Genomic DNA, 22457 nt, shown 5'->3' with positions numbered 1-22457 from the left:
ACCGAACCCGATCGTCCCCTCGCTTGACGGCATGTCGCATATATTGTCCTCGCCGTTGCTGACAAAGCGGGCATCGCGCACGCAACGTTCACGATTGTTTCGTTTTTCCGCCCGGCTGTGCGGGGCGACACTCGTATCGGCCGGCATGATGAGCCAAGATCATTCCCGCGATGGATTCGCGTTTGCAGATTACGCGCCTACACTAGCGCGGTTGGGCTGTATATGGGAGGCGTGAAACATGGAGGGATCGGCGTCTTGGGTCCGCTCGTTGATGTCGATGGAACTGGTGTCCGGCCCTGTGCCCGCGGTGGCGTATGCGTTGGGCGCGGCCGGGCTGGTATTGCTGATCGTATGGCAGGCGTTGCGCGATGACCGCAGGCTGTTGTTCGGTCAGGCGATGGCCGCGGTCGGCGGCGGCGCGTTGGGATTGCTGACGGCCTGGCTGATCTCGGACGGGATCATGGTGTTCGGCGTTTCGCTGGGATGGCCGGTGATCTTCACGGCCGCTGCCGGGTGTGCCACCGTGGGATTCGCGATCGCGACGGCGGTGCGGGCGCACAGGCTGCGTCGCGTGATCGCGGTGCTCATGGTGCCGGTGCTGCTGGTGTGCACGGGATTGCGCATCGACGCGATCTACGGCGAATACCAGACGCTCGGGGCGTTGTTCAACTATTCGCCGTACCGGTCCGTCGACTCGGCCGGTTTGAAGGACGCCTCGATCAGCGTGGCGCAATGGCGCAAGCTGGCGGAGGACGGCGAGCTGCCGTCCATGCCGGACCACGGCACAACGTATTCGCAGCATATCGACAATTCGCACTCCGGGTTCCGGGCGCGCGACGCGCTGGTCTGGATGCCGCCGGCGGCGTTGAGCGAGACGCCGCCGCGCCTGCCGGTGCTGATCCTGCTCGCCGGCCAGCCGGGCAGTCCGGGTCGTGCGATGTCGGCCAGCGGCATCGCCACGCTGCTCGACGACTACGCCGCCGCCCATGACGGGCTCGCCCCGATCGTCGTCTCGCCCGATCAGAACGGCGCGGACACGATCAACAGCCTGTGCGCCGACACGACGAAACACGGCAAGGCGGAAACGTATCTGACGCGGGACGTGCCGGATTGGATCCGGGCCCATCTGCCAGCGTCTGCAAACACGAAGGATTGGGCGATCGGCGGGTTCTCGCAGGGCGGCACCTGTTCGACGCAGCTGGCTCCGCGCCATCCCGACCTGTTCGGCACGATGATCGCCGTGGACGGTGAGATCGCACCGACCGACGGCGGCGTGGATCACCTGGTCGCCTCGTATTTCGGCGGTGATCGCGCGAAGTACGAGGAGCAGGTGCCGGTGAACGCGATCGCCGCGCACGCGCCGTCCGATCAGGCGGCGGTGCTGGCGGCCGGCGAGAACGACACCGCGTCCGTCGCCAACGTGCGCACGATCGGCAAGGCGGCCCGCGAGGCCGGCATGGACACGGTCACGCTGGAAGTGCCCGGCACCGGGCATGACTGGCATGCGGTGAACGCGACGCTTCAGGCGGCGCTGCCGTGGTGGTGCGCGCGGATCGGATTAGGAGCAACACACAAGACATGGTCGGACTACACAAGACTGAAGGTGATTCGATGAACACCCCCGCAAGCATCAATTCGGCGGCACGGTCCGCGCAGCAATTGCCGGCGCCCGCGAAGCAGCCGTCGAAGTCCGGCACGCGGACCGGCACATCCGCCGTCGCCCGCACCGAACGCCGCAGTCGTCCCCGCACACGGCACTCCCCCGCCCTGCGCGCGTTGTCCGGCGACGTGCGCGCATGGATCATGAGCCATCTGTTCTCGGTCTGGTTCGTCGCCACGTTCGCGGTCTGCAACATGGTCGTCTGGATCGTCGCCGCCATGCTCGGTCACGGACTGCCGCTGACCGAACTGACCACGTCGATGGGCGAATTCAGTCTTCCGAAACTGCTGACGACGCTGTTGCTGGCGCGAGGCGTCCTGCAGCTGATGATCGACGTCGTGCTGCTGCTGGTGATGTTCTCGCTGTCGGAACCGCTGCTGGGACGCGTACGCATGCTGCTCACCGGCATGGTATCCGCGCTGATCGGCACGCTGATCGGACTGTCGCTGTGCGCCGGTTTCGCGGCGCTGATGCAGGGCACGCCCGTCATCGACCGTGTCCGGTTCGTGCTCAGCCCGCTGACCCTCGGCGTGGGCATGCTCATGGCGGCGAGCGCGTTCAGCCGTCCGCTGTGGCGGCGGCGCATGCGGCTGATCGGCTACGCGTCGATCGTCGCCGTGCTGCTGTTCAGCGGCAATCCCGGCACCTACTGCATGCTGGCGGCGGCGCTGACCGGCCATCTGATCGGCTCGCTCATGGCGAAGCGCGACGGCACCGCCGTCGCGCATGTCGATCCGATGCACTGGCAGTTGAGCACGTCGTTCGAGGCGCGCCGCATGTTCGCCGCGTTCGCGCTGGTGCTCGCGCTCGGTCCGATTCTGGCCGTCACATCCCCCGCCCATGCCGGACCGTTGAGTTCGCTCGGCCTGCTGCTCAGCCCGGTCGATCCGGATACCGCCCGTCTGGCCGCGCGCCTGGCCGGCACCGCGCGGCACGGGTGTTTCTTCCAGTTTGATCTGCTGCGTTCCTCGATGCCGGGCGCGATCCTGCGTTCGCTGCTGCCGACCGCGGTGATGGCGCTCATGGCGTGGGGCTTGTACCGGGGCCGCCGGCTCGCCGCATGGGTAACGGCCGTCTGCGATCTGGGCGCGACCGTGATCGCCGTCGCCTATTATCTGGTGATGCCGTTGGCGTTCGCGCCGGACGGACTGGTTTCGTTGGCCAGCCACGGCGCGATCACGGCGTGCGTGGTGAACGCGGTGCTGCCGGCGGGGTTCGCGGTCGCATTGCTCATGTCGTTGCGGCATTTCCCGATTCGCACCGATGCCCGGCATGTGTGGCGCGGGCTTGCCGCGATCGTGGCCACGCTGCTGGCGTGCATGGCCGTCTATCTGGGGTTCGGTCTGTCTCATCCGCATGATTTCAGGCCCACGGCCACCCCGTCCGACCTGCTGGTCGAATTGCCGGGCCGGTTCGTGCCGATCGGGTTCCTGAGTCATACCCGGCTGCGGTTCATGCCGGTGACGTTCCTGTCGTCCGTCGTGTATCAGGGCGTCGGTTTCGTGTTCTGGACGATGGTGCTGATCGTATGCGCCCGGTGGATGCGCGACATGCTTGTGGATGACGAGCGTGCGCGGCGCGTGGCGGACGGCCTGGTCGAGCATGGCGGCGAGTCGATGAGTTTCATGGCCACGTGGGAGGGCAACCGGTACTGGTTCTCCCCCACCGGCCGTTCGGCGGTGGCGTACCGTGTGATCAACGGCATCGCCCTGACCTGCACCGGCCCGTTCGGCGAGCGCGGCGAATGGCTGACCGACCTGCGCGAGTTCGCCCGGTTCTGCGCGACGAATTCGTGGACTCCGGCGTTCTATGCGGTGCATCGCGAACAGCGTGACGCGTTGGTGGATTCCGGCTGGTATTCGCTGGAGGTGGGCGGCGAGATGGTCGTCGATCCGCGCGCGTGGAAGACGACCGGCAAGAAATGGCAGGACATTCGCACGGCGATCAACAAGGCGAAGCGCGACGGCATCGTGGACGTGCTGACGACGTTCGACGATGCCGGTTCGGACGTGCGCGAGCAGATCGAGGAGATCTCCGAACAGTGGGCCGGCGAGAAGGCGCTGCCGGAGATGAAGTTCACGCTGGGCGGCGTCGAGGAGCTGCGCGACCCGCGGGTGCGGATCCTGTACGCGGTCGACGCGGACGGCCTGGTATTGGGCGTCACCAGCTGGCTGCCGACATGGCGCGACGGGCGCATCGTCGGCTGGACGCTGGACTTCATGCGGCACCGCACCGATTCGCCGAACGGCATCATGGAGTTCCTCATCGCGCGCATGGCCGAACGGCTGCGCGACGAGGGCCAGGCCGATCCGGACCGGGCCGCCGAGTTCATGAGCCTGTCGGCCGCGCCGCTGGCCGGCATGAACCCGGACCGCGACAACACGGACGAAAGCGGGCATACCGATACGGGCACGGCGATGCTGCAGCACGCGCTGCAGATCGTGGCCGACTGGATGGAACCGGCGTACGGGTTCCATTCCCTGTTCAACTTCAAACGCAAATTCCAGCCCGGCGAGGACCCGGTGTACGTGTGCTATCCGGATCCGGCGATGCTGCCGCAGCTGGGGCTTGCGGTCATGCGCGCCTACGTGCCCTCCGTCAGCGCGGCCGAGGCGCTGGCCATGATCAAGACCCTCCAACGGTAACGTCCCCTGCGCGCGAACCAACGCCGAATGGCGCTTGTGCGTTGGTTCGCGCGCAATATCATTCCGTGGCGGCCGCGTAGTCGAGGTGCATGAACTCGGGAACCTTGTACCACTTGACCGGATAGCCGGCGCCATGCGCGCAGAACACCGAATCGGGGATGTTGTCGAGATCGGATTCGGGATCGTAGGCGGCCTCGCGGATCACCTCGTCGGCGTCGTGGCACGGCCGGTATCCCCCGAACGTGCATGACAGCCTGCCCAGCCCGTGCGTGTAGGCGTTCACGTCCATCGCATAGTCACGCATCTCACTGACCGGGCAGTCCCCGGCCAGCACCGCATACTCCCCGTCCGTCGTCACCGGGTCGAACGATCCCGACATGCGCTGGACGTCGGCCATCGCACGGCCGACCATATCCTGCGGCACCTCCAGACGGAAGCGATACCACGGCTCCAACAGCCGGCACCAACCCTGCCCGACCGGACGGCCGTCGCCATCGTCGCGGCCGCCGATCGCACCGGCATCGCCGCCTCGGACCGCCACGGAACCGGCATCGCCCGACACGTCGGACTCGGCATCGCTTCCATACCCCGACACATCGCCCTCGGCCCTCGCCATCATCAGCCCCTGCCGTATCGCACGATACGTGGCCTGACGGAAATCACCGCCCTCCGTATGCTTCTCATGCGCCCGGCCCGCAACCAAGGTCAACCGCATATCGGTGATCGGCGAACCGGTCAGCACGCCCAAATGCTCCTTCTCCGCCACATGCGTGAGAATCAGACGCTGCCAATTGCGCGCAAGCATATCCTCGCTCACCGCGCTCGCGAAGCTCAGGCCGCTTCCCGGCTCGCCCGGTTCGAGCAGAATGTGCGCCTCCGCATAATGCCGCAATGGTTCGAAATGGCCGACGCCTTCGACCGCATGAGTGATCGTCTCGCGGTAGAGGATGCCTCCCGGACCGAATTCGACGTCCAACGCGAACCGGTCGTGCATGATCTGCCTCACGATCTCCAACTGCACCGCGCCCATGAGCTGCACATGGATCTCCTGCAGGCGCGGCACCCAGACCACATGCAGCAGCGGATCCTCATCATCGAGCTGCTGCAGGGCGAGCAGGCATTTGTGCACGTCGTTGTCGCCGGGCAGCAGCGTGTACGTCAGCACCGGCTGCAGGCTCGGGCTTTCCGCGTCGCCCTCGCATCCCAGTCCCTCGCCCGGGAACGTGCGCGTCAGGCCGGTCACCGCGCAGATCGCGCCGGCCGGCGCCGATTCGACGGTGGTGAACTTCGCGCCGGAGTACACGCGCACCTGGTCGGCCTTCTCATGCCACGGCCCGCTCGTCTCGCCGCCGCCGGGCGCACCGGCGTCGCGCTCGTTCGTGAGCATCATCTTCGCCCGCAGCGTGCCGCCGGTGACCTTGAGCCAGGTCAGACGGTTGCCCTGCGCGTCGTGCGAGATCTTGTACACGCGTGCTCCGAACGGTTCGGACGCGTCACCGCCGTCCGTGCCGGCGGCATCATGCGTGCCGTCATCACCCGCACCATACGGTTCGCGCACGTACCGTTCGAATCCGGCGAGGAACTCGTCGACGCCGTCCATTTTCAGCGCCGATCCCCAGTAGCACGGGAACAGCTTGCGTTCGACGATCATGCGGCGGATGTCGTCGAGCGGGATCTCGCCGTCCGCGAGCAGCGCGTCCGTCGCGCGTTCGTCCTGCATGGCGACGTCCTCGCTGGTCTCGACCGGCGCGGCTGCATCCTCGAAATCGGTCACGCCGTCGCCGAAGCGGCGTTTGAGCTGCGCCAGCAACGCCGCACGATCGGCGCCGGGCGCATCCATCTTGTTGACGAACAGGAACGTGGGCACCCGGTAGCGCGCGAGCAGCCGCCACAGCGTCTCGGTGTGGCCCTGCACGCCGTCCGCGCCGGAGACGACGAGCACCGCGTAGTCGAGCACGCGCAGGGTACGTTCCGTCTCGGCCGCGAAGTCGACGTGGCCGGGAGTGTCAAGCAGGGCGAGTTCGAGGCCGCCGGATTCGATGACGGCCGGTTCGCTGAAGATCGTGATGCCTCGGGCGCGCTCCATCGCGTCGGTGTCGAGGAACGCGTCGCCGTGGTCGACCCGGCCGAGCCTGCGGATCGTGCCCGTCTGGTACAGCAGCGCCTCGGACAACGTGGTCTTGCCCGCGTCCACATGCGCGAGAATGCCTGCGACGATATGCTTCATTCTGTCCGTGACTCCTCTGCCGGCCTGCGATTGCATCCACCAGCATACCCATCGGCGCGTGCCTGTATGATATGGAGTTCGCCATGATGGTGCGCTCGCCGCCTTCCGACCGGCCGCGAGCGCCCGCAACGCTTTCGATGGATGGTATGGAGACGCGCCGATGACCTTGCAGCAGCTGCCCGACGATTACGTGGTGCTCGATCTGGAGACGACCGGCATCAGCTGGCAGCGCGACACGATCATCGAGTTCGGCGCGGTCAAGGTGCGCGGCCGCAGGCCGGTCGCCACGTTCCAGCAGCTGGTCAATCCTCATCGCCCGTTGCACTGGCGGATCACGCAGCTGACCGGCATCACGTCCGACATGCTCGAACCGGCCCCCGATCTCGAAGACGTGCTGCCCGTGTTCCTCGACTGGTGCGGCGACGATGCGCTGATCGGCCACAACATCGCCCGTTTCGACATCCGGTTCATCGCCGTCGCCGCCGAGCGCCTGCTGGACCGCCCGGTGCCGAACCGCGTGATCGACACGCTGGAGATGAGCCGTGCAATGTTCCCGAACGAGCGCCATCATCGTCTGCTCGACCTGATCCAGCGGTTCGGCATCGCCGACGTGGAGGAGCACCGCGCCCTGGCCGATGCCGAACAGACGCGCATGTGCTTCGAATGGATGCGCGCGTACGATCGCGAACGCCTCGGGGAGACGGCGGATGCGGACACGGTAATGTAAACGCTGTGTGAATTCCACTATCCGACTATTGACAACACGCGTGTCTCTATAAAGGGCTTGAATAGAGCCATGGCAGAAATGAGATCCGCGAAACTGATGAATGGGCGCGTATTCGCGGGCGCCCGAGCCCTCTACCGTGCCGCCGGCGTCGACGGCAAGGATTTCGGCAAGCCGATTATCGCCATCGCCAACTCGTTCGACGAGTTCCTTCCCGGCCATGTGCACCTCAACAAGGTCGGCCGCATCGTCTCCGAGGCGATCAAGGAGGCGGGCGGCATCCCGCGCGAGTTCAACACGATGGCCGTGGACGACGGCATCGCGATGGGCCACACCGGCATGCTGTACTCCCTGCCGAGCCGTGACATCATCGCCGACACGGTCGAATACCAGGTGAACGCGCACTGCGCCGACGCGCTGATCTGCATCCCGAACTGCGACAAAGTCGTGCCGGGCATGCTCATGGCCGCGCTGCGCCTGAACATCCCGACGATCTTCGTCTCCGGCGGCCCGATGGAGGCCGGCACCACGGTGCTCGCCGACGGCACCGTCAAGAAGAACACCGACCTGATCTCCGTGATGTACGCGTCCGCCGACGACAACATCTCGGAGGAGGACCTGCTCAACTACGAGAAGACCGTGTGCCCGACCTGCGGCTCGTGCGCCGGCATGTTCACCGCGAACTCGATGAACTGCCTGACCGAGGCGATCGGCCTGGCCCTGCCGGGCAACGGCACGATCCTGGCCTCGCACGGCTTCCGCAAGGAGCTGTTCCGCAAGGCCGCGCGCGAGATCGTGCACATCGCGAACCGCTACTACAAGGAAGACGACGATTCCGTGCTGCCGCGTTCGATCGCGACCAAGCACGCGTTCGAGAACGCGATGACGATGGACGTCGCGATGGGCGGCTCCACGAACACCGTGCTGCACATCCTCGCGATGGCGCAGTCGGCCGACGTGGACTTCACGCTGGACGACATCGAGCGCATCTCGCACACCGTGCCGTGCATCTGCAAGGCTTCCCCGTCCGGCAAGTGGGAGATCTCCGACGTGCACCGCGCGGGCGGCATCACCGGCATCCTCGGCGAGCTGGATCGCGCCGGCAAGCTGCACCGCGACGTGCATTCGGTCGACTACCCGTCGCTTGAGGCCAAGCTGGACGATTGGGACATCATGCGCCCGACCTGCACCGAAGAGGCCAAGACCATGTACCATGCGGCTCCGGGCCACATCACGTCGCCGGAACCATGGACGCATGAGACGCTGTTCGATTCGCTCGACACCGACCGCGTGAACGGCGCGATCCACGACATCGACCACCCGGAGATCCACGAGGGTGGTCTGGCCGTGCTGCGCGGCAACCTCGCGCCCGACGGCTGCGTGGTGAAGACCGCCGGCGTGCCGCAGGAGATCTGGAAGTTCCGCGGACCGGCGCTGGTCGTCGAATCGCAGGAGCAGGCCATCGAGGTCATCCTCAACGACACCCTGAAGCCGGGCATGGCGCTGGTGATCCGCTACGAGGGTCCGAAGGGCGGCCCGGGCATGCAGGAGATGCTGTACCCGACCTCCTTCGTCAAGGGCAAGGGCATCGGCAAGCAGGTCGCCATGCTGACCGACGGCCGCTACTCCGGCGGCTCCTCGGGTCTGGCGATCGGCCACATCGCTCCCGAGGCGGCGAACAAGGGCCCGATCGCGCTCATCAAGAACGGCGACATCATCAACATCGACATCGAGAACCGTTCCGTGAACGTGGAGCTGACCGACGAGCAGCTGGCCGAGCGTCGTGCCGAGCTTGAGGCCGGCGACGGCTACGTGGCGCACCGCGACCGCAAGGTGTCGCAGGCGCTCAAGGCGTACGCCGCCTTCGCGCGTTCCGCCGACAAGGGAGCCACGCGAGATCCGGAGCTTATCAACAAGCTCTCCGGCCTCGCCTGATAGCGGTTTCCGTCCGTCACGGGGCATGAAACCGTGACGCCGCAAGGGTCTTTCCTCCGGGGAAGACCCTTTTTCGTTGCCGTGACGAGCCCACGCCCCCTCTCCCCGGACCTGTGCGGATTCCGCGCGGATCTATCGCGGCAAGCGTAAGAGCAGGCCTCAGCCGGCCCCGAGATCGCGGTGCAAGGTTACAGTGGAATCCATGCCTTTGTTTCCGTTCCAATCGAATGTTCCGCCGCAGCCCGCGTCCGCATCGCCCATGCCGGCCCCGGCGATGACCGTTCCCGTCCCCCAGCCGACGGCGACCGCCGGCCTGACCCCGGACGACGTGGCGCGTGCGCGACAGCTCGCCGACCGCATCCGCTCGCGGTTCGCCTCGACCCTGATCGGACAGGACAACCTGCGCGAATCCCTGATCGTCACGCTGACGGCGGGCGGCCATATCCTCATCGAATCGGTGCCCGGCCTGGCGAAGACCACGGCCGCGCAGACGCTGGCCACTTCGGTGTCGGGCACGTTCAAACGCGTGCAGTGCACGCCGGACCTCATGCCGTCCGACCTGGTGGGCACGCAGGTGTTCGATTTCGCCTCGCAGCGGTTCACCACGCAGATCGGCCCGATCCACGCGAATTTCGTGCTGCTCGACGAGATCAACCGTTCCAACGCGAAGACGCAGTCGGCCATGCTCGAGGCGATGGCCGAAGGGGCGACCACGATCGGCGGCGAGCGCATCGCCCTGCCGAAGCCGTTCATGGTGATCGCCACGCAGAACCCCATCGAGGAGGAGGGCACGTTCAACCTGCCCGAGGCGCAGATGGACCGTTTCATGATGAAGGCGGTGATGACCTATCCGAGCGCCGACGAGGAGGCGCGCATGCTGGCGATGCTGACCCGCCGCGGTTCGGACACGCTCGACCCGAACGCACCCAATCCCGACGTGGTGTCGATCCGCGACGTGGAGTTCCTGCGCGCGTCGGCCCGCCGCGTGCACGTGTCCGACGCGATCATGCGGTACGCGGTCGATCTGGCCGCGACCTCGCGCGGCGCCGGCACGCATCCGGTCAAGGGACTGTCGCAGCTGGTGCGCCTGGGCGCCAGCCCGCGCGCCTCGATCGCGCTCGTGCGCATCGGCCAGGCGAACGCGCTGCTGTCCGGACGCGACTACGTGGTGCCCGAGGACATCAAGGCGTTCGTGCCCGAGGTAATGCGTCATCGCATCATGCTCACGTTCGAGGCGCTGGCCGACGGCGTGACCGCCGACCAGGTGGTCGATTCGATCGTCAAGGCGGTTCCGGTCCCATGATCGACCGCTTCGCAGCAGCCGACGATCCGGTCCGTGCGCGGATCGAGGCGTTGGGTGCGTCGCTGAGCCTGCCGACGGTGCGCAAGGCGCTGGGCATCCTTGAAGGGGAGCATGCGTCGGCCCGCCGCGGCGGCAGCGATGACGTGATGGACATCCGGGCGTATGAGCCGGGCGACGAGGCGCGTCTGATCGATTGGCGTGCCAGCGCCCGTCAGGGCCGTCCGATGGTGGTCCAGCGCGAGCGTCGCGTCACGAGCCGGGTCTGGCTGCTGCTGGACGTGAGCCGCGAGATGACCGGCGCGTGCGAACGCGGCGAGCGAGCGTGGCAGGTAGCCGCGAACGCGTTGCGCATGTTCGCCGCGCTGTCGTTGCGTCGATCGGACGATATCTCGCTGGTGTTCGGCGACGCGTCGAGCATCACGCGCGTGCCGTTCCACGGCGGGTTCAGCCAGTTCGAACGCACGCTGGACGAGGCGTTGGACCGCGACTGGTCCCAAGGACGCAACATCGACGCGCTGCTCGACTATGCGCGGCGCATCCGCGACCGTGACGCGCTGATCGTGCTGGCGACCGACGAGCATGCGCTGCGCGACCGTCATGTCGCGGCGATCGGGCGCATCGCCCGCACGCATCCGGTCGTGCTGATCGACGTGGCGACGCTCAACCCGTTCGCGGCCCGCGATGCGGCCGTCACGGACGGCGTGAGCGGACGGTACGTGCCGGCGTTCCTCAGGTCCCGCAAGTCCGCCGAGCAGGTGGACGTGCATCGCGGGTTCGTGGCGGAGGCCCTGCGCCGCGAACTGACGCGCTGCGGCTCCCGGCTGATCCGCGCGGCGTCGAGCGAGGCGATGTTCGACGAGTTCGTGCGGCTCGTGTCGTTGGCGAGCGTGTCGCCGGCATTCAATCAGATCCGTTCGGGAGGTGCGCGATGATGGTTGCCCTGCCGTTGACCGGCACTTCGTTTGCCGCCGTCACGCTCGCCGTCGCGGCCCGAACCGTCGCGGACGAGGTGGGCGATCTCGTGCCGGTCGGCCCCATCGATCTGACGACGCCGCTGGTCGCGCTCATCGTCGCATGCCTTGCGCTGGCCGTCGTGCTGGTCGCGGCGATCGTCGTATTGTCGAAGCCGCGTCGCACGGGTGCGAAACCGGCCCGCCGCGGCGTCCATGTCGACGGCAATGCGCTGGAACGCTGGCGCGACGCCGTGGCCGATATCGTGCGTCGGAATCATGCCGGTTCGCTGTCGCGCGAGGAGGCGTTCGTCGAGCTCGCCGACGTGGCCCGCCGGTTCGCCGGCGAGGCGAGCGGCGAGGACATGAGCGCGAGCACGCTGCGTGATCTGACCGTGATGCCACGCACCAGCGGCAACAGGCACAGCCTCGACCTGCTCAAGCAGACCATCGCCGCCTTGTATCCTCCAGAATTCGCCGATGCCGCGATGAACCGCCATGCCGGCGCGGTGGACGTCGACGAGGCGGCCGGATGGGTGACGAATCTGATCGAAAGGTGGCGCTGATGCATACGGCGACCCTTGCATGGCAGTGGCCATGGGCCGCGCTGGCCGGCGTGCTGGCGGCGCTGGCCGTCATCATTCTTGTAGCGGTGCTGTCCGGCGCCGGCCGGTCGGGGCGGGCGGCGACTCCGGACGAGGCTCCCGTGTTCTCGCTGGACGACGATCTGGCGACCGAGCACGCGGCGAAACTGCTGCGCCGGTGGCGTGCGTGGAACCGCGTCGCCGTGGCGCTGCTTGCGGCGGCGACGATCCTTGCGGTGACGCTGATCGCCCGTCCGTCCACCGTGGATGTGAGCGAGGAGCGAGCCAGCCGCCGCGACATCGTCCTGTGCCTCGACGTGTCCGGCTCGACCCTGCCGTACGACCGCGAGGTCATCGAAACGTATCTGAACCTCGTGTCGAACTTTCAGGGCGAACGTATCGGATTGAGCATCTTCAACTCCACGTCGCGCACGGTGTTCCCTCTGACCGACGACTATGATCTGGTCACCGGACAGCTCAAGTCCGCGGCCGAGATCCTCAAGGGCGTCGAAACGCAGGACGACATCGACAAGATGAGCGACGAACAGTACCAGAAGATCTCCGACTGGCTGGAAGGCACCCAGAACCGCACGAACGCGACGTCGCTGATCGGCGACGGCGTGGTCAGCTGCGCGGCGATGCTGCCCGGATTCGCCTACGGCACGCCGTCGGGAGAGAACACGAAACGCCAGCGCGCCGCGTCGATCGTGCTGGCGACCGACAACGTCGTCTCCGGTGATACCACCTACACGCTCACCGAGGCGCTCGATCTTGTCTCCAAGGCGGGCATCACGGTGGACGGCCTGTTCTCCGGGCCGCGTTCGAGCGAGTCGGACGAGACGACCACCGACATGAAGAACCAGATCGAAACGCATGGGGGCCTATTCCTCACCCAGTCGAACGGCGCGAGCGTGAACCAGCTCGTACGCGAGATCGACGCCCGTCGTCAGGCCGCCAGCCAGCGGGACAGCAAGGCCGCCGTGACGGACACGCCCGGCTGGTGGACGCTTGCACTGGTCGTGCTGGCGGTCGGATGGATGGTCACGGCTTGGAGGCTGCGCCGATGAACGACATGATGACGACGTTGCTGGCGACGCTGACGAACCTGACCTTCTCCCCCGCCTTGGGCTGGCCGGCCGGACTTGCGGTGGCCGCCGTAATGCTGGCGCTCGCCGTGGCGGAAGTTGTGCTGCATGTGCGGCGTTCGCATGACGGGTCCAGTGACGAGACGACCGGGGCATGCGTGCGCCGCGTGCTGCTGTGCGCGACGTTGGCGGTCATGACGCTCACGCCGAGCGTCGTCTCGTCGACGACCAGTCAGGCGGTGAACGCGACCGACGTGGTGGTCGCAGTCGACGTGACCGGTTCGATGGCCGTGTCGGACGCGCATTACGGTTCCGACAAGACGATCAGCCGGCTTGACGCGGCGAAACAGGCCGTGGCCGATATCACTTCGCTGTATCCGGACGCGAGTTTCATGGCGATGCGGTTCGGAGCGTCGGGCACGGTGGACGTGCCGTTGACGCCGGATGCGCGGGCGATCGACAATTGGGCGAGCACGCTCACCCCCGAGGCGACGAGCGTGTCGGGCGGATCCACCCTGGACGCGCCGCTCGACCAGCTGCTGGTGAACCTCAAGTCGATCCGCGAATCAAGGCCGGACGATGCGATCATCCTGTACGTAATCACCGACGGCGAGGAGACCGGCACGACCACGCGCCGCTCGTATTCGACGCTGCGCCGGTATCTGAGCGACGGGTTCACGGTCGGCGTCGGTTCGACGCAGGGCGGCAAGATCCCGGTCATACGCGACGGCGTCGGCGGCGCGCAGGCGCAGGACGGCTCGTGGGTGACCGATCCGGACACCGGCAAGCCGGGCATCTCCAAGATGGACGAGGACAACCTGCGCGCCATCGCGGACGAGATCAGCGGCACGTATCTGGCCGTGAACGCGGGAACGACGATGGCCGACGGGGTGTCGAAGGAACGGTCCTCGCAATGGCAGGTGCGTTCGACGGTGAAGGAGCGCACGCGGACGACGCCGGTGGTCTGGCCGCTGGCGATCCTCGCGCTGGCGCTGCTCACGTGGGAACTGGGATCGTGGATCGCGCTGTCGAGGCGGATGATATGACGGACGATGGTAAGGAGCGTGCGATGGGCAGACATGACACTCGCGATGCCGCCGTGGACGGACGACATGGGAGCCGTGCGAGGCGTGCGGAGGATGATCGTTTGCGTGTGCGGGCCGGGTCCGCGCGAGGCGGCGCCCGTGCCGGTCTGGCGGTACGCGTCGTACTCGGCGTGATGGCGGCCCTGGCCATCGCCGTGGGCGTGGTGGCGTGGGTGAACCTGCGCGCGGTGTCCACGTTCAACCAGGCGACGCAAAGCCTGTCGAGCAACATCGCCGAAGCCTCCTCCGACACGCCGGACTACAACAGGCTGAGCACGTTGCAGGAGCAGACCGATGCGCAGTTCGACGACGCGGCGGCGGCCGGCGCGGCGTTGCTGCCGCAGATCCGCAAGGCGATCGACACGAACGCGCGGGTGTCGGACAAGCTGTCGCAACTGGTCCGGCTGCGGCTGAGCGAGCAGGAGGAAGGCTCGTCGTCCTCGTCTTCGTCGAACGCCGAATCGTCCCAGTCATCGGACGGCAGCTCCTCCGAGGGTTCCGGCACGTCGCAGGACGGCGGGCTGACCGAGGAGCAGCGCAAGCAGGTCGAGGAGCTGCTCAAGGCCAACGAGCAGTCGACGCCGGCGCAGTCCGAAAGCACGACCACCGACGAATCGCAGTCGGAAACGACCAACAACACCGGCAACACGTCCAAGCCGTGGTGACCGGAGTCGATCGAAGGTGATCGGAACCGTGTTGTGGACAACGTTGCACACCGCCGGTTATCCACAACACGCCGACGGGTCGCGTCTGCGTCCACAGACCCCGTTCGCGGTGGACAGGCTTCGCCCGTCTCCCGTTCAATGGGGTCATGAACGACAACATCACCGGCCTCACCGCCCTGCAAACATCCCCGTCATGGTCTTCTGCGGGTTCCCCGTTCGCCACCGGCTCGGCATCCGCGCCGTTCGGCATGACGAACGCATCCTGCCCGTGCCGCACCGTGGTCGCGAACGGGCGTGACCTCATCGCCCTGCACGAGCGTGCCGTCCGGCGCGCCGACGACATGACTGCGGCCGCACGAACCGCGGCGTCATCCATCGCTTGGGAGGGCAATGCCGCCACGCTGTTCCGCCAACGGCTGGACGACTGTCTTGCCGCGGGCAGACGCGCGCGCGACGAGGCTGCGGCCGCGCATCGGCTCGCATGGGGCGGGGGCCGCTGATGGGCTGGCAGGTCACGGCGACGATCCACGGCGGAACGCGGATGTCGGCCGCCGCCCGCGAGGAATACCTGCGGGTGGCCCGTTGTCTGCATGACGCGGCGGCCGATTGGCGCGCCGCCTCGAACGCATGGTCGGCAACGGTGCTGAGGCTTGCCCAACAGCGGTTCAGCGTGCCGTTGTGCGCGACGCTCGCCTCGGGGCGGACCGATTCGGGAACGGCCGGGCACGAGACGCTCCCCTACGACCGGCTGATCGCGCGATGCTCGGATCAGGCCCGGACCTGTCAAAGCGTCGGCGACGAGCTTGACCGCATGGCGGCACTGCTGATCCGCGCGCATTCGCTGTATGACGAGGCCGAATCCTGGGCCACGAGGCTGGTCAACGAACTGGTGCAGGCGGTGACGACGCTGTATCCGACGTATACGGCCGCCGGAGCCGCGGCGCTGGCCGTCGGTGGGATGGCGGGCGGATCGCTGGCCGAGGGCAGGTTCAATCCGATCTGGGGACTGACATCCACCGCCGGCGCGCATGAAGGTTTGATGGGAGGCGTGGCCACGTTGGTGGGCGGCATCGACCCGGTCACGGCGCTGACCGGCACCGATGAGGTGAAACGTGCGGCTGAGCTCGTTTCGGGATTCAGCCGGACCGCCAACGATCTGGCTCAGGGCGACGTGCTGGACGTGCATGAGGTGACGACCGACGTGGAGGTGGTGGGAGCCTCCTCGTCCGTGGCACAGTCGTTGGAGCATCTGCGGCGGCTGGCCGAGGAACGGCTCGGCAAGGTGGATCTGGGCAGCGGCCTGAGCTATGCGACGATCGCCATTCAGAAGTATCGTCGTCCGGACGGCACCGTCGGCTGGCTGGTGACGATACCGGGAACGGACGGACAGCCCGATTCGCCGTTCGGATGGCCGCAGAACGTCGAGCTGATGAGCGACGATCCCGAGCGGCGCATGCATGCGGACAGCGCGCGTATGGTGGCCGAGGCGATGCGGCAGGCCGGCATCGGCGCCGATGAGCCGGTCGCGTTGATCGGGCATTCTCAGGGCGGCATCGTGGCCGCCGCGATCGCGGCGGATATGGCGGACCGATACACCATCGAACATGTGGTGACGGCTGGGTCGCCGATCGCGAACCATCCCATTCCATCGAAGACCTGGGTGACGAGCATCGAGATGCATGACGAACTGGTCGCGGCGCTGGACGGCGCGGCGAATCCGACCGGCGAGCATTGGCTGACCGTGCGCGGATACGCGACGGCGACCGGGGTTTCCCGGCCCGGCTCGGTCGGAGAAGACGGTTCGTGCGTTCCCGGCGACGCATCATCGGCATGGAGCCGAGGCTACGAGGGAACCGAAGTGAAGGACGCGCCGGACGGCAAGGAGATCACCCATTGGCTCAAATACCATCAGGCCGCCTACCGCAATGCCTCCGATCTGGGTTCGCCCGCATTGGGCGCGCATGAGCGGCATTTCCGGCAGGTCATCGACGGCGAGCTTGAGGAGACCAGATACTATCAGGGCCGCATGGGAAGGTGCGACTGACATGGCATCGTATCGCTCCCGCCGTCCGCGGTTTTCCGCCCGTATACGGGAACGGGGCCCGCCTCCGATGGGAAGCGGACCCCGAACGGTCCTGGTTGAGGATGCTTTTCGCCGGTTGGCGGGCGCGGCTCAGGCCTTGGCGACCGTCACGCCGAGCTCCTTGGCGTTCTCGTCGGCGACGATCTCAACGCCGGCTTCGGCGAGCGTCTCGTGCGCGATGAGGTCGCGGAACTGCTCGGCCTTCGGCGCGTCGGCGGCGGGCACGACCAGCTTGAGCGAAATGCGGTCGGCGATGTCGAGTCCGGCGTCCTTACGGGCGTCCTGCACGGCGCGGATCACGTCGCGGGCGTAGCCTTCGGCGATCAGGTCATCCGTCAGCGCGGTGTCGAGGATCACGAAGCCGCCGGTCGGCAGCGCGGCGGACACGGATGCGGCCGCTTCGGCGGCGTTCTCCTCCTCCACGCGGTTGATCAGCTCGTACTCGCCTTCGACCAGCGCCAGTTCTCCGGACGGCGTGGCGACCACCGGGGCGCCGGTCGCGGCATCCACGTGCCAGTCGCCGGTCTTGGACGCCTTGATGGCGAACTGCACCTGCTTGCCCAGACGCGGGCCGGCGGCGCGGGCGTTGACCTTGAGCTGGTGCACGATCTTCAGACCGTGGGACGGCGCGTCCTCCAGCGTGCAGAACTCGATGTCCTTGATGTTGAGTTCGCCCTTGAGCAGGTCGGCGTACGCCTTGACGGCGTCGGTGTCCTCCACCACGACGGTGAGTTTGGCGAGCGGCTGGCGCACGCGGATCTTCTCGGCCTTGCGCAGGGACAGCGTGCCCGAGACGACCTCGCGCACCTTCTCCATCGCGTCGACCAGCTTCGGGTCGTCGACCAGCACGCGGCCGAGCTCGGTCGCCTCGCCGGTCTTCTCGTCCGCAAGGAACGGCCAGTCGGCCAGATGCACGGATTCGCCGCCCGTCAGGCCGCGCCACACGGATTCGGCCTCCATCGGGGCGAGCGGCGCGAGCACGCGCATGAACACCTCGAGCACGGTGTACAGCGTGTTGAACGCGTTCGCGTCCTCGTTCCAGAAGCGGTCGCGGGTGTTGCGGATGTACCAGTTGGTGAGCACGTCGATGAAGTCGGACGCGGCGTCGCAGGCGTCGGAGATCGCGAACTCGTCGAGCGACTTCTGCACCTTTTCCACGAGGCGGCGCGTGCGGGCCAGCAGGTAGCGGTCCATCTCCGGCAGGCCGGCGACCTCGTCCGCGGTGAGCTGGCGGGCGTCGAAGCCGGCGCCCTTGTTGGCCGCGTTGGCGTACAGCGTGAAGAAGTAGTACGAGCTCCACACCGGCAGCATGACCTGGCGGACCGTGTCGCGGATGCCCTCGGCGGTGACGATCAGGTTGCCGCCGCGAAGGATCGGCGAGCTCATGAGGAACCAGCGCATCGCGTCGGAACCGTACTTGTCGAACACGCCGTTGACGTCCGGGTAGTTGCGCAGGTGCTTGGACATCTTCTGGCCGTCGGAGCCGAGCACGATGCCGTGGCAGATCACGTTCTTGAACGCCGGACGGTCGAACAGGGCGGTCGCCATGACGTGCAGCAGGTAGAACCAGCCGCGGGTCTGGCCGATGTATTCGACGATGTAGTCGGCCGGGAAGTGCTGTTCGAACTTCTCCTTGTTCTCGAACGGGTAGTGGAACTGCGCGAACGACATTGAACCGGATTCGAACCAGCAGTCGAGCACGTCGGTGATGCGGTGCATGCGGCTCTTGCCGGTCGGGTCGTCCGGGTTGGGGCGGGTCAGGTTGTCGATCCACGGACGGTGCATGTTGATGTTGCCGTCCTTGTCGCGCGGATAGTCGCCGAAGTCGGCCTTCAGCTCCTCGAGCGAGCCGTACACGTCGACGCGCGGGTACTTCGGGTCGTCGGACACCCACACCGGGATCGGCGAGCCCCAGAAGCGGTTGCGGGAGATCGACCAGTCGCGCGCGTTGGCGAGCCACTTGCCGAACTGGCCGTCCTTGACGTTCCCCGGGATCCAGTTGATCTGCTGGTTGAGCTCGAGCAGGCGCGGCTTGATCTTGGTGACGGACACGAACCAGGACGACACCGGCTTGTAGATCAGCGGCGTGGCGCAGCGCCAGCAGTGCGGATAGGAGTGCACGTAGCTCTTCTCCTGGAAGAGGATCGCGCGCTTGTCCTCGTCGATCTGGGCGAGCGGGCCGTCGCCGGCGCGCAGGTTGCGAAGGATCGGCAGGTTGGCGTCGAACACGAACAGGCCCTCGTAGTCCGGGCACTGCGCGGTGAAGTTGCAGCCGTTGTCGAGCACGTCGGTGCTCTTGATGCCGTGCGCGTTGAGCGTGTTCATATCGTCTTCGCCGTAAGGGGCCTGATGCACGAGGCCGGTGCCCTCGACGGTGTCGACGTAGTCGGCGGTGAAGATCGTGTAGCCGTTCGGACCGGGCACGTTGCCCTCGGTCTCAGCCTTCTCGCCCGCGAAGTACGGGAAGACGGGCCAGTAGCGGCGGCCGGCCAGCTCGGAGCCCTTGAGCTCGCGCACGACCTTGTAGTCCTCGCCGAGTTCCTTGGTGTAGTGCGGCAGCAGGTCCTTGCCGAGGTAGAACTTCTTGCCGGCGAACTTGCCTTCGGTCGGTTCGACCTCGACGTAGTCGATGTCGGCGCCGACGACGATCGCGAAGTTGGTCGGAACGGTCCACGGGGTGGTGGTCCAGAACACGGCGTAGGCGTCCTCGTCGCGCAGCTTGACGGCGACGGACACGGTGGTGTCCTGACGGTCCTGGTACACGTCGGCGTCCATGCGCAGCTCGTGCGCGGACAGCGGCGTCTGGTCCTTCGGGCAGTACGGCAGCACGCGGTAGCCCTGGTAGGCGAGGCCCTTCTCGTACAGCTGCTTGAACGCCCACATCACGGATTCCATGTACGGGATGTTCAGGGTCTTGTAGCCGTGCTCGAAGTCGACCCAACGGGCCTGGCGGTGCACGTAGTCCTGCCATTCGCGCGTGTACTTGAGGACGGAGGCGCGGCAGGCGTCGTTGAACTTGTCGATGCCCATCTCCTCGATCTGGGCGACCGAGTCGATGCCGAGCTCCTTCTGCGCTTCAAGCTCGGCGGGCAGGCCGTGCGTGTCCCAGCCGAACACGCGGTTGACCTTGTGGCCCTTCATGGTCTGGTAGCGCGGGATGACGTCCTTCGCGTAGCCGGTCAGCAGGTGGCCGTAGTGCGGCAGGCCGTTCGCGAACGGCGGGCCGTCGAAGAACACGAACTCGTTCTGGCTGTGGTCGCCGGAGGGGCGGCGTTCGACCGACTTCTGGAAGGTGTCGTCCTTGTCCCAGTAGTCGAGGACCGTCTCCTCCATGTTCGGGAAGCTCGGGTTCGGCGCGACGGACGCGGTTTCGCCGCCTTCGTTCGCCTTGGGATACACATGATTGGTGGTTTCGCTCACCATGGTTCTCCTCGTCAATATGTTGCTCTGGCCTACAGGAGCGGCGATTGACATGCCATGCGCGAGCCTCGCGGCCGGGCATGACGGTCAGTGTCATTCCTGCCTACGAGGACGATGACCGGGACTGATCGCAGCCCGTCACCGCGGTACCACCTCGCTTGTCGCCCGTTCCTTGCGGATCGGCGACCGCTTGAGTTTCGGCTGTGTCGGGCCGATCCCGTCGGTTCTACTGAGCGCGCGCCATGACGGCCCGCACCGTTCTTCCGAAGACTCCCCGCTGATAACGGATCATCGCCTTACAACGCCCCACATCGTAGCACGGCGTGAGGCCAAACGAAAAGCGGGGTTCCCGGCCGGGAACCCCGCTTGGACGAATCCTGCGTCTGTGCCGTTTTCCGGCTACTTGAGATCGTCCCAGCAGCCGGTGGCCTCGAGATCGGCCACGGTGGCGGCGGTGTCGTCGGTGAGCACGGTGATGTGGCCCATCTTGCGGTTGTGCCGCAGCTGCGCCTTGCCGTAGTCATGCACGTTCCATTCGGGGTGCGAGGCGATGAGCGCGCGGGTCGGCAGCACATGCTGGCCGAGCACGTTGACCATCACCGCGGGGCTCAGCAGCTTCGGCTGGATGAGCGGCCATCCGGCGATGCCACGGATGTGCGCGTCGAACTGGTCGATCGAGCACGCCTCGATGGTGTAGTGGCCTGAGTTGTGCGGGCGGGGCGCGAGCTCGTTGACGATCACGCGGTCGTCCTTGGTGACGAACAGCTCGATGGCGAGCGTGCCGGCCAGTTCGAAGCCCTTCGCCAGGCGCAGCGCGAGCTCGTGCGCCTGCTGCGCGATCTCGGGGCTGACTTCGGCGGGCGCGATCGTCATGTGCAGGATGTTGTTGCGGTGGTCGTTGCGCACGATCGGGAACGTGACGTACTGCTCGCCGTTGCCGGACACCAGAATGCTCGCCTCGAACGCGAAGTCGACGAATCCCTCCAGGATGGACGGCGGGAAGCCGCCGCCGCGGTCGCCGCGCGCGCGGATCTTCTCGAGGTCGGAGTCGTTGCGCAGCACATGCTGGCCGTGGCCGTCGTATCCGCCGGAACGGGTCTTGAGCACGCACGGGTAGTGCAGTTCGTCGATCGCCGCGTCGAGTTCCTCGAAGTTGTTCACCTCGCGCCACGGCGCGGTTTCGGTGCCGTGCTCGTTGATGAACGTCTTCTCGTGCACGCGATCCTGAGTGACGCGCAGCAAGTCGGTGCCCTGCGGCGCGGCGACGAGATGGCGCACCTCATCGATCGCCTCGGCGTCCACGTTCTCGAACTCGTAGGTGAGCACGTCGGACTTTTCGGCCAGATCGTGGATGGCGGTCTTGTCGTCGTATTCGCCGACGATCTGGAAATCGGCCACCTGCGCGGTCGGGCAGTCCGGGGTAGGGTCGAGCACTCCGATGCGAAAGCCCATGTATTTGGCGCTCAGGGCCATCATGCGGCCGAGCTGGCCGCCGCCGATGATGCCGATCGTCGCGCCCGGCTGCAGCATCTTGACCGCGCCGTGCGTTTCCTCAGACAAGCTGGGCATTGGATTCAGCCACCTTTTCCTTCAGGGAGTCGCGGTATTCCTGCAGCGCGTCCGCAAGCCGCTCGTCGTTGGTCGACAGGATCTGCACCGCGAGCAGGCCGGCGTTGGTCGCGCCCGAGTTGCCGACGGCCGTGGTGGCGACCGGGATGCCGCCGGGCATCTGCACGATCGACAGCAGCGAATCCCAGCCGGACAGGGCGTGCGAGCGCACCGGCACGCCGATGACCGGCAGCGTGGTCTGCGCGGCGACCATGCCCGGCAGGTGCGCGGCGCCGCCGGCGCCGGCGATGATGACCTTGAAGCCGTTGCCGCGCGCGTTGTGCGCGAATTCGCCCATGAGTTCCGGCGTGCGGTGGGCGGAGATGACCTGCTTGTGATAGGGCACGGCGAACTGGTCGAGGATGTCGCACGCGTGCTTCATCGTCTCCCAGTCGCTGGCCGATCCCATGATGACTGCCACTTCGGGCTTGCTGTCTGCCATAAGAACCTCCGAAACGGGTGTGCTTCAGTACCGTTCCACTC

The 22457-nt window shown here is 66.8% G+C and carries 16 protein-coding genes; 12 read left to right on the top strand and 4 right to left on the bottom strand.

What is annotated here, in order from left to right; genetic code table 11:
- The first annotated feature begins 238 nt into the window (after positions 1-238).
- Positions 239-1615: an alpha/beta hydrolase gene (locus GFD25_RS01155; protein WP_163229124.1), complete on the top strand. Its 1377-nt coding sequence runs from the start codon at positions 239-241 to the stop codon at positions 1613-1615.
- Positions 1612-4305: a bifunctional lysylphosphatidylglycerol flippase/synthetase MprF gene (locus GFD25_RS01150; protein WP_420837535.1), complete on the top strand. Its 2694-nt coding sequence runs from the start codon at positions 1612-1614 to the stop codon at positions 4303-4305. Before GFD25_RS01155 ends, GFD25_RS01150 begins: the two co-directional genes overlap by 4 nt.
- Before the next feature lie 58 nt (positions 4306-4363).
- Here GFD25_RS01150 and GFD25_RS01145 read toward each other — a convergent pair whose 3' ends face one another.
- Complete coding sequence (locus GFD25_RS01145; RefSeq protein WP_163229122.1) at positions 4364-6532, bottom strand: elongation factor G; 2169 nt, start codon at positions 6530-6532, stop codon at positions 4364-4366.
- Between the two features lie 160 nt (positions 6533-6692).
- Here GFD25_RS01145 and GFD25_RS01140 point away from each other — a divergent pair, with 160 nt between their 5' ends.
- The 10 genes from GFD25_RS01140 (at position 6693) to GFD25_RS01095 (ending at position 16907) form a co-directional block, all read left to right on the top strand.
- Positions 6693-7259 carry a 3'-5' exonuclease gene (locus tag GFD25_RS01140; protein ID WP_163229120.1) on the top strand — a complete coding sequence of 189 codons (567 nt, stop codon included), beginning with the start codon at positions 6693-6695 and terminating at the stop codon, positions 7257-7259.
- A 69-nt stretch (positions 7260-7328) separates the two neighbouring features.
- Complete coding sequence (gene ilvD, locus GFD25_RS01135; RefSeq protein WP_163229118.1) at positions 7329-9191, top strand: dihydroxy-acid dehydratase; 1863 nt, start codon at positions 7329-7331, stop codon at positions 9189-9191.
- A gap of 202 nt (positions 9192-9393) precedes the next feature.
- Positions 9394-10494: an AAA family ATPase gene (locus GFD25_RS01130; RefSeq protein WP_163229116.1), complete on the top strand. Its 1101-nt coding sequence runs from the start codon at positions 9394-9396 to the stop codon at positions 10492-10494.
- Entirely contained in the window at positions 10491-11426 is a 936-nt protein-coding gene (locus GFD25_RS01125) for a DUF58 domain-containing protein (protein WP_163229114.1), read from the top strand. Before GFD25_RS01130 ends, GFD25_RS01125 begins: the two co-directional genes overlap by 4 nt.
- A complete protein-coding gene (locus GFD25_RS01120; protein WP_239512331.1) occupies positions 11423-12010 on the top strand; it encodes a hypothetical protein in 588 nt (195 codons plus the stop codon). The genes GFD25_RS01125 and GFD25_RS01120 overlap by 4 nt, the downstream gene beginning before the upstream one ends.
- The gene (locus GFD25_RS01115; RefSeq protein WP_163229112.1) at positions 12010-13095 is read left to right on the top strand and encodes a vWA domain-containing protein; all 1086 of its coding nucleotides are present in this window, start codon (positions 12010-12012) and stop codon (positions 13093-13095) included. The genes GFD25_RS01120 and GFD25_RS01115 overlap by 1 nt, the downstream gene beginning before the upstream one ends.
- 29 nt (positions 13096-13124) lie before the next feature.
- Positions 13125-14159, top strand: a complete 1035-nt coding sequence (locus tag GFD25_RS01110) for a vWA domain-containing protein (RefSeq protein WP_163229294.1) — start codon at positions 13125-13127, stop codon at positions 14157-14159.
- Between the two features lie 23 nt (positions 14160-14182).
- Positions 14183-14863, top strand: coding sequence for a DUF6466 family protein (locus tag GFD25_RS01105; RefSeq protein ID WP_163229110.1), 681 nt, complete (start codon positions 14183-14185; stop codon positions 14861-14863).
- Between the two features lie 146 nt (positions 14864-15009).
- Positions 15010-15363: a hypothetical protein gene (locus GFD25_RS01100; RefSeq protein ID WP_163229108.1), complete on the top strand. Its 354-nt coding sequence runs from the start codon at positions 15010-15012 to the stop codon at positions 15361-15363.
- Complete coding sequence (locus GFD25_RS01095) at positions 15363-16907, top strand: PGAP1-like alpha/beta domain-containing protein (RefSeq protein ID WP_163229106.1); 1545 nt, start codon at positions 15363-15365, stop codon at positions 16905-16907. Before GFD25_RS01100 ends, GFD25_RS01095 begins: the two co-directional genes overlap by 1 nt.
- A gap of 129 nt (positions 16908-17036) precedes the next feature.
- Here GFD25_RS01095 and ileS read toward each other — a convergent pair whose 3' ends face one another.
- The 3 genes from ileS to purE all read right to left on the bottom strand — a co-directional run bounded on the left by ileS (position 17037) and on the right by purE (position 22416).
- A complete protein-coding gene (ileS, locus tag GFD25_RS01090) occupies positions 17037-20366 on the bottom strand; it encodes a mupirocin-resistant isoleucine--tRNA ligase (protein ID WP_338024599.1) in 3330 nt (1109 codons plus the stop codon).
- 399 nt (positions 20367-20765) lie between these two features.
- The gene (gene purK, locus GFD25_RS01085) at positions 20766-21935 is read right to left on the bottom strand and encodes a 5-(carboxyamino)imidazole ribonucleotide synthase (protein ID WP_163229102.1); all 1170 of its coding nucleotides are present in this window, start codon (positions 21933-21935) and stop codon (positions 20766-20768) included.
- On the bottom strand, positions 21919-22416 hold the full coding sequence (purE, locus tag GFD25_RS01080; protein ID WP_163229100.1) for a 5-(carboxyamino)imidazole ribonucleotide mutase: 498 nt from the start codon (positions 22414-22416) through the stop codon (positions 21919-21921). The genes purK and purE overlap by 17 nt, the downstream gene beginning before the upstream one ends.
- Positions 22417-22457 lie beyond the last annotated feature (41 nt).

The organism is Bifidobacterium aerophilum, assembly GCF_010667685.1.
Taxonomy (GTDB): domain Bacteria; phylum Actinomycetota; class Actinomycetes; order Actinomycetales; family Bifidobacteriaceae; genus Bifidobacterium; species Bifidobacterium aerophilum.
Note: the sequence above shows the minus strand (reverse complement) of the source record. Positions and strands in the feature narration are given on the sequence as shown.

What these genes read in the sequence shown, in the direction of transcription:
- GFD25_RS01105 (WP_163229110.1), top strand. Translation starts at nt 14,183, where the DNA reads ATGGGCAGACATGACACTCGCGATGCCGCCGTGGACGGACGACATGGG.
- GFD25_RS01095 (WP_163229106.1), top strand. Translation starts at nt 15,363, where the DNA reads ATGGGCTGGCAGGTCACGGCGACGATCCACGGCGGAACGCGGATGTCG.
- GFD25_RS01130 (WP_163229116.1), top strand. Translation starts at nt 9,394, where the DNA reads ATGCCTTTGTTTCCGTTCCAATCGAATGTTCCGCCGCAGCCCGCGTCC.
- GFD25_RS01150 (WP_420837535.1), top strand. Translation starts at nt 1,612, where the DNA reads ATGAACACCCCCGCAAGCATCAATTCGGCGGCACGGTCCGCGCAGCAA.
- purK (WP_163229102.1), bottom strand. Translation starts at nt 21,935, where the DNA reads ATGCCCAGCTTGTCTGAGGAAACGCACGGCGCGGTCAAGATGCTGCAG.
- GFD25_RS01100 (WP_163229108.1), top strand. Translation starts at nt 15,010, where the DNA reads ATGAACGACAACATCACCGGCCTCACCGCCCTGCAAACATCCCCGTCA.
- GFD25_RS01115 (WP_163229112.1), top strand. Translation starts at nt 12,010, where the DNA reads ATGCATACGGCGACCCTTGCATGGCAGTGGCCATGGGCCGCGCTGGCC.
- purE (WP_163229100.1), bottom strand. Translation starts at nt 22,416, where the DNA reads ATGGCAGACAGCAAGCCCGAAGTGGCAGTCATCATGGGATCGGCCAGC.
- GFD25_RS01140 (WP_163229120.1), top strand. Translation starts at nt 6,693, where the DNA reads ATGACCTTGCAGCAGCTGCCCGACGATTACGTGGTGCTCGATCTGGAG.
- GFD25_RS01120 (WP_239512331.1), top strand. Translation starts at nt 11,423, where the DNA reads ATGATGGTTGCCCTGCCGTTGACCGGCACTTCGTTTGCCGCCGTCACG.
- GFD25_RS01125 (WP_163229114.1), top strand. Translation starts at nt 10,491, where the DNA reads ATGATCGACCGCTTCGCAGCAGCCGACGATCCGGTCCGTGCGCGGATC.
- GFD25_RS01155 (WP_163229124.1), top strand. Translation starts at nt 239, where the DNA reads ATGGAGGGATCGGCGTCTTGGGTCCGCTCGTTGATGTCGATGGAACTG.
- ilvD (WP_163229118.1), top strand. Translation starts at nt 7,329, where the DNA reads ATGGCAGAAATGAGATCCGCGAAACTGATGAATGGGCGCGTATTCGCG.
- GFD25_RS01145 (WP_163229122.1), bottom strand. Translation starts at nt 6,532, where the DNA reads ATGAAGCATATCGTCGCAGGCATTCTCGCGCATGTGGACGCGGGCAAG.